Origin of the sequence: Joostella sp. CR20 (assembly GCF_038433465.1) — a bacterium.
In the GTDB taxonomy this organism is placed as follows: Bacteria; Bacteroidota; Bacteroidia; order Flavobacteriales; family Flavobacteriaceae; genus Galbibacter.
On the sequence record NZ_JAESVF010000001.1, the window covers coordinates 916,981 to 923,101 of the forward strand.

3 protein-coding genes and 1 pseudogene are annotated in these 6,121 nt (G+C 36.0%); 3 read left to right on the top strand and 1 reads right to left on the bottom strand.

Annotated features, from left to right (window positions below; genetic code table 11):
- Nucleotides 1-24: 24 nt before the first annotated feature.
- Nucleotides 25-2,850, bottom strand: a complete 2,826-nt coding sequence (polA, locus tag JMA43_RS04060) for a DNA polymerase I (protein WP_342155087.1) — start codon at nucleotides 2,848-2,850, stop codon at nucleotides 25-27.
- Nucleotides 2,851-3,105: 255 nt separating this feature from the next.
- Between polA and JMA43_RS04065 the strand changes: the two genes are divergently transcribed.
- From JMA43_RS04065 to JMA43_RS04075, 3 genes and pseudogenes are all read left to right on the top strand, one after another.
- Nucleotides 3,106-3,840: a hypothetical protein gene (locus tag JMA43_RS04065; protein WP_342155088.1), complete on the top strand. Its 735-nt coding sequence runs from the start codon at nucleotides 3,106-3,108 to the stop codon at nucleotides 3,838-3,840.
- Nucleotides 3,830-5,011, top strand: a complete 1,182-nt coding sequence (locus tag JMA43_RS04070; RefSeq protein ID WP_342155089.1) for a hypothetical protein — start codon at nucleotides 3,830-3,832, stop codon at nucleotides 5,009-5,011. Before JMA43_RS04065 ends, JMA43_RS04070 begins: the two co-directional genes overlap by 11 nt.
- Nucleotides 5,008-6,121: pseudogene (locus JMA43_RS04075) on the top strand (hypothetical protein); the annotation flags it as partial. The gene JMA43_RS04070 and the pseudogene JMA43_RS04075, both read left to right, overlap by 4 nt.

The window sequence follows — 6,121 nt, forward strand, 5'->3', positions numbered from 1 at the left end:
AAAAATGAATAAAATTAAGGGTGTTTAGTGCGCCTCTAGCCAGTTGTTTCCAGTGCCAATTTCAACATCTAACGGAACACTCAGAGTATGAGCATTTTCCATTTCTGTTTTGATAAGGTTTTTGATTATGTCAAGTTCTTCTTTGTGCGCGTCAAAAACCAATTCATCATGTACTTGAAGTAGCATTTTAGTTTTGAAATTACCTTCTTTTAATTTTTGCTGAATGTTAATCATCGCAATTTTTATAATATCGGCAGCACTTCCTTGAATCGGTGCGTTTACGGCATTTCGTTCGGCAGCACCGCGTACAACTTGATTGCGCGAATTGATGTCTTTTAAATACCTGCGTCTTCCTAAAATGGTTTCTACATATCCATTATCTTGTGCAAAATGCACTTGTTTGCTCATGTAAGCTTTTAGTTTTGGATAGGTTTCGTAGTATGCATCAATCAATTCTTTGGCTTCGCTTCTGCTCAGCGAGGTTTGATTGCTCAACCCAAAGGCAGAAACTCCATAAATAATTCCGAAGTTAACCGTTTTGGCATTACTACGCTGCTCGCGAGTTACTTCTTCTAACGGAATTTTAAATACTTGTGCTGCTGTTGCCGCATGAATATCTTGACCTTCTTGGAAGGCTTTTATCATGGTGTCTTCTTCACTTAAAGCAGCGATAATGCGGAGTTCAATTTGCGAGTAATCGGCGGCGAGTAAAATGTAGTCTTCGTTGCGCGGAACAAACGCTTTTCGAACCTCGCGTCCTCTTTCTGTTCTAATCGGGATGTTTTGCAGGTTGGGGTTATTCGAACTCAATCTTCCTGTTGCTGCTACTGCCTGACTGTAAACGGTGTGAATTCGGTTGGTTTTTTTATTTACTTCATTCGGTAGCGCATCAACATATGTACTTTTTAATTTGTTAAGTTGGCGCCATTCTAAAATATCGGCTACAATTTGATGGTCTTTTGCTAAATACGACAACACATCTTCAGCAGTAGAATATTGCCCAGTTTTTGTTTTCTTAGGCTTGTCAACCAATTTTAATTTGTCGAATAAAATAGGACCTAATTGTTTTGGAGAAGCTAAATTGAAAGTCTCTCCAGCTTGTTCAAAAATATCTTTTTCTAATCGAACAATATCATTTATAAGGTCTTCTGTTAAGGAGCGAAGAAATTTTTCATCTAAGTTGATTCCTTCAATTTCCATTTCGGCAAGTACTTTTACCAGTGGTGCTTCAATTTCTTGGAAAAGTTTTTGCGCATTTCGGTTTGGCAATTCTTTTTCAAAAATATTTTTTAGCTGAAGTGTTATATCGGCATCTTCAACTGCATATTCGGTTTGTTCTTCAACAGAAACACTTCGCATGGTGCGTTGGTTTTTACCTTTCTTCCCGATGAGTGTTTCAATAGAAATTGGCGAATAGTTTAAATAGGTTTCTGCCAAAATATCCATGTTATGACGCATATCTGGATTGATAAGGTAATGCGCAATCATGGTGTCAAAAATAGGCCCTTTTACAGGCATGTTGTAGTTTGACAATACTTTGATGTCGTATTTTAAATTCTGACCAACTTTTTCAATGGTTTCACTTTCAAAAAACGGACGAAATTCTTCTAAAATCGCTTTTGTTTCTTCTTGATTTTCTGGAAAACTCACGTAAAAACCTGTGCCTATTTCCCACGAAAAAGCACATCCTACCAATTCTGCGTTTAACGATTTTAAGCTAGTGGTTTCAGTATCAAAACAAACACTTTTTTGTAGCATTAATTTTTGTAGCAAGAGTTTTCTTGCTAGCGGTGTATTGGCGTGTTGGTAAAAATGCGGTACGTCGTTGATGGTTTTAAATCCAGTTACGGCGGTTGTAGTTTCTTCACTCGGGTTGTTACTTCCAAAAAGGTCGTATTGTACTTCGAGATTACTGTTTACTTTTGCCTTTTCTTCTGTTGCGGTAGCAGTTTCTTTTGGAGTTTCTTGCCCGAAAGTTTTCATAAGGTTTTCAGCAAGACGTCTAAACTCTAATTCTTGAAATATCTCTTGAACTTTTTCAATATCTGGAGTGTCCAACTTAAAATCTTCTTCATGAAATTCCACCGGAACATCAAGCATGATTCTCGCTAATTCTTTTGAAAGCAATCCTTGTTCTTTGTTGGCTTCAATCTTTTCTTTCATTTTCCCTTTTAGCTTGTCGGTGTTTGCTAAAAGGTTTTCCATACTTCCATATTCTTTTAAAAACTTTTTGGCAGTTTTTTCGCCAACACCCGGAAGTCCAGGAATATTATCCACAGCATCGCCCATCATCCCAAGAAAATCAATTACTTGGTCTGGCGTTTCAACTTCAAACTTTTTTTGCACCTCTGGAATACCCCATATTTCAATTCCATTTCCCATACGTGCAGGGCGGTACATAAAAATATTTTCAGAAACCAACTGCGCAAAATCCTTGTCTGGAGTAACCATAAAAACTTGGTAATTCTCCTTTTCGGCTTGTTTGGCAAGTGTTCCAATAATATCATCGGCTTCGTAGCCTTCTTTTACCACACACGGAATGTGCATCGCTTTTAAGATTTCTTGAATATACGGAACAGCAATTTTAATGGCTTCTGGTGTTTCGTCTCGGTTGGCTTTGTAAGCTTCAAACATCTCCACACGGTCTACACTTCCGCCTTTGTCGAAAGCTACCGCCAAATGGTCGGGTTGCTCTCTTTTAATAACATCTAAAAGCGAATTCATAAACCCCATAATGGCAGAAGTATCCATTCCTTTAGAGTTAATTCGAGGGTTTTTGATAAAAGCATAATAGCCTCTAAAAATCAATGCGTATGCGTCTAAAAGAAATAGCCTTTTTTGTGTTGCCATGAGGACGAGTTAAATTTTAAGTTTGTAAAGTTATAAAGTTTTCTGCATTCAGAAAGTTTTGCCAGCATTGGTTTGTTTTTATTTTGACTTCAATATTTATGTAGGGTTATACTTTTTCAAGTTTTTAGCGCATGAATGTGTTTTATAGGTTGACAATTGTTTGTTGAATTTTTTTAATTTCATCGAAAAAAGGAATTAAAGAGTTGTTTTTGTGAGTATATTTTCTATTTTTAAGAAATTTTTAAGTATAAGAAGATGAAATCATTATTACTTTTTATTGTGTTAGCTCCTTGTCTAATAATTGCGCAAACAAATAAATTCCCTAGTTCGGGAAGTGTAGGTATTGGAACCTTAAGTCCTGCTGCTAAACTGGAGGTAGTGGGAGTGGTAAAAGCTAAGTCTTTGTTGTTAAGCGATAATAATACTATATATAAAGAGGGTTATGGTTTTGGTGTAAATTCAGATAGAGGGTATATAATTAAACAAAGTTGGGAGAGTGGATTAGGAGATTATTTTGAAATAAATAATCTTGATGCAATAGGAGGGGGAGAAAGAGTGGATTATATATTTAGAATAAGTGGTAGGGATGGTTTTCAGTTTATTCCTAGAGAAAAAGAAGCAATGAGGATTACAAGAGAAGGGAACGTAGGGATCGGTACTATAACTCCTGACGCCAAACTAGCAGTGAATGGTAAAATACATACACAAGAAGTGAAAGTAGATGTAGATGGTTGGAGTGATTTTGTATTTGAAAATGATTATAACCTGCCCACGCTTGATGAAGTTGAAAGACATATTCAAGAAAAAGGACATTTACAGGATATTCCCAGTGCGAAGGAAGTAGAACAGAACGGTATCCACTTAGGTGAAATGAATGCGAAGTTGCTGCAGAAAATAGAGGAGTTGACTTTATACGTAATAGAGCTTAAGAAACAAAATGACCTTCAGCAAAAAGAAATAAACAAATTAAAAAGGTTAAATGAAAAATAAAATATCATTTTTAGTATCGATGGTACTTTGTGTTCAATGTATCGTGGGGCAAACGGTTGATGTTAGTTATTTAAATCCAAATTTAGGTTCTTCGGGTACGTATAAGTTTTTACGCTTTGGAGATTTGAATAATTATTATGCAGGATTTATGTGGAATGAAATGGCAGGAAGTTTCGGTAATGGGAATGATTTTACAATCTTCACCTATAACGATAGAGATATTGTTCTTCGCTCAGGAAAAGGTAATGTAATTGCTCTACCAGATGATAAAGGGAAATTAGGAATAGGAACACAAAATCCATTAGCAAAACTTCATTTGAAAGGCGATTTATATTTGGATGGGAACGAGAGCATAAATGGATGGGCGCAAACAAAAGTACATTGGAAAGGGCATTCCTTAATTTTTGGAACACTTCCAGGGCGGTATGCACATAATTTAATTCAGCTAAAGCCAGGAGGAGCTTCACATGGAGAGTTGTACTCTTCGATGGAATTTTTTCATGCTATAGGAGAAGATAACCATGAAAAGCGAATACGAATAACTTCAGCTAATAACAATGCAACATACTTTAATGCTGGAAATGTAGGAATAGGGACTGAATCTCCAAAAACAAAACTTGATGTTAATGGAGTGATTAATGGTAATTCTCTTAGTGTAGATTCAAATAATCAGATAGCATCAGTGAATGGTTTTGCAAACCGAATAGAATTTTTAAATGGGAGTCATGCGGCCATAGTTTATCATCCTGGTAAAGCAGATGAGCTTATGTTTGGGATGCATGCTAATGGTAATTTCTATTGGGGGACAGGACAAAAAGCAACAAAACCTAATTATTACAGTATGTATTTAGATGGTAATAAAGGGAATTTAGGTATAAAAGGCAGGTTTGTGGCTAAAGAAGTAAAAGTAGACGTAGATGGCTGGAGCGATTTTGTTTTTGAAAATGATTATAACCTACCCACGCTTGATGAAGTTGAAAGACATATTCAAGAAAAAGGACATTTACAGGATATTCCCAGTGCGAAGGAAGTAAAAGAAAATGGAATCCTCTTAGGAGAGATGGATTCAAAATTATTGCAAAAAATTGAGGAATTGACTCTGTACGTTATTGAGCAAAATAAAAGAATAAAAAAATTAGAAGCCGAGCTAGAAAACTGTAATCAACCATGAGAGTTAAAATTAATATTATAATACTATTTAGATTCTTCTTTTTTTGGATATCCTTTATTTCTTACGGGCAGCCAACCAATTATGATGTTTCTGCAGCCCATGGTAACGGATTTCGTTTTTGGGGAGGTAATGACAATTATAAAATTCATATGGGAAATACAGGCGAATATCATTATGGTCCTGTTACTGATTATAGTATTAAAATGAACATGAATGAGTCAGCGGGAAGAGGTTGGACATGGGGGGTAAGAGGAAGTACACCAATTGCAGCGTTAAGTAATACGGGGGATTTTCAACTAGAAGGGAATTTAATCACTTCAAAAAGATTGGGAATAGGGACTTCCAATCCAAGTGCTTATTTAGATATTATTAACAATGAATCTAGTGAAACTTTTTTAAGGATTCGAGCAAATGATGCTTTAGCAGATTATTTTATGATAGCTAATGCAACATCAGTTCATGGTCAATTTATACCTATGATAAAGGGTAAACATGTTACTGATAATAGGGGAGCGATAACTATATTGGGAGAGATAGGTGATGGTAACGATTTAGGAGATAATTCAATAGTTTCTTTTAATGCGAGGAGAGTCGATGCCCAAGTTGTCAATAGGCCTTTGTTTTCATGGTCAAATTATACAAGTCGTTTGATGACATTAGATGCTCAAGGGAGATTGGGTGTCGGTACATCGAAACCAAAAAGTACTTTAGAGGTAAAGGGGGTAATAACATCGTCTTCTAACACGACACCAAATTATGTGAATAATTTTTTTGTGAGTGGTGATGGGAATGCATATATGAATTTTGTTGGAGGGGGTACGAGTAGTAGAATAGGTTTTCAAATTGACGGAAGGAGTGTGGTTAGTATTTACAATGATAGAAGTGTAGGTATCAATACTTCTAATACGGGTAGCCATAAACTAGCTGTTGGTGGTTCCATTGGTGCGCACGAAATAAAAGTTGAAATTAACGGGTGGTCAGACTTTGTTTTTGAAAAAGATTATGACCTGCCAACACTTGAAGAAGTTGAAAAATATATTAAAGAGAATGGTCACTTACAAGATATTCCCAGTGCGAAGGAAGTGGAACAGAACGGTATCCACTTAGGTA

What these genes read in the sequence shown, in the direction of transcription:
- JMA43_RS04070 (WP_342155089.1), top strand. Translation starts at nt 3,830, where the DNA reads ATGAAAAATAAAATATCATTTTTAGTATCGATGGTACTTTGTGTTCAA.
- JMA43_RS04065 (WP_342155088.1), top strand. Translation starts at nt 3,106, where the DNA reads ATGAAATCATTATTACTTTTTATTGTGTTAGCTCCTTGTCTAATAATT.
- polA (WP_342155087.1), bottom strand. Translation starts at nt 2,850, where the DNA reads ATGGCAACACAAAAAAGGCTATTTCTTTTAGACGCATACGCATTGATT.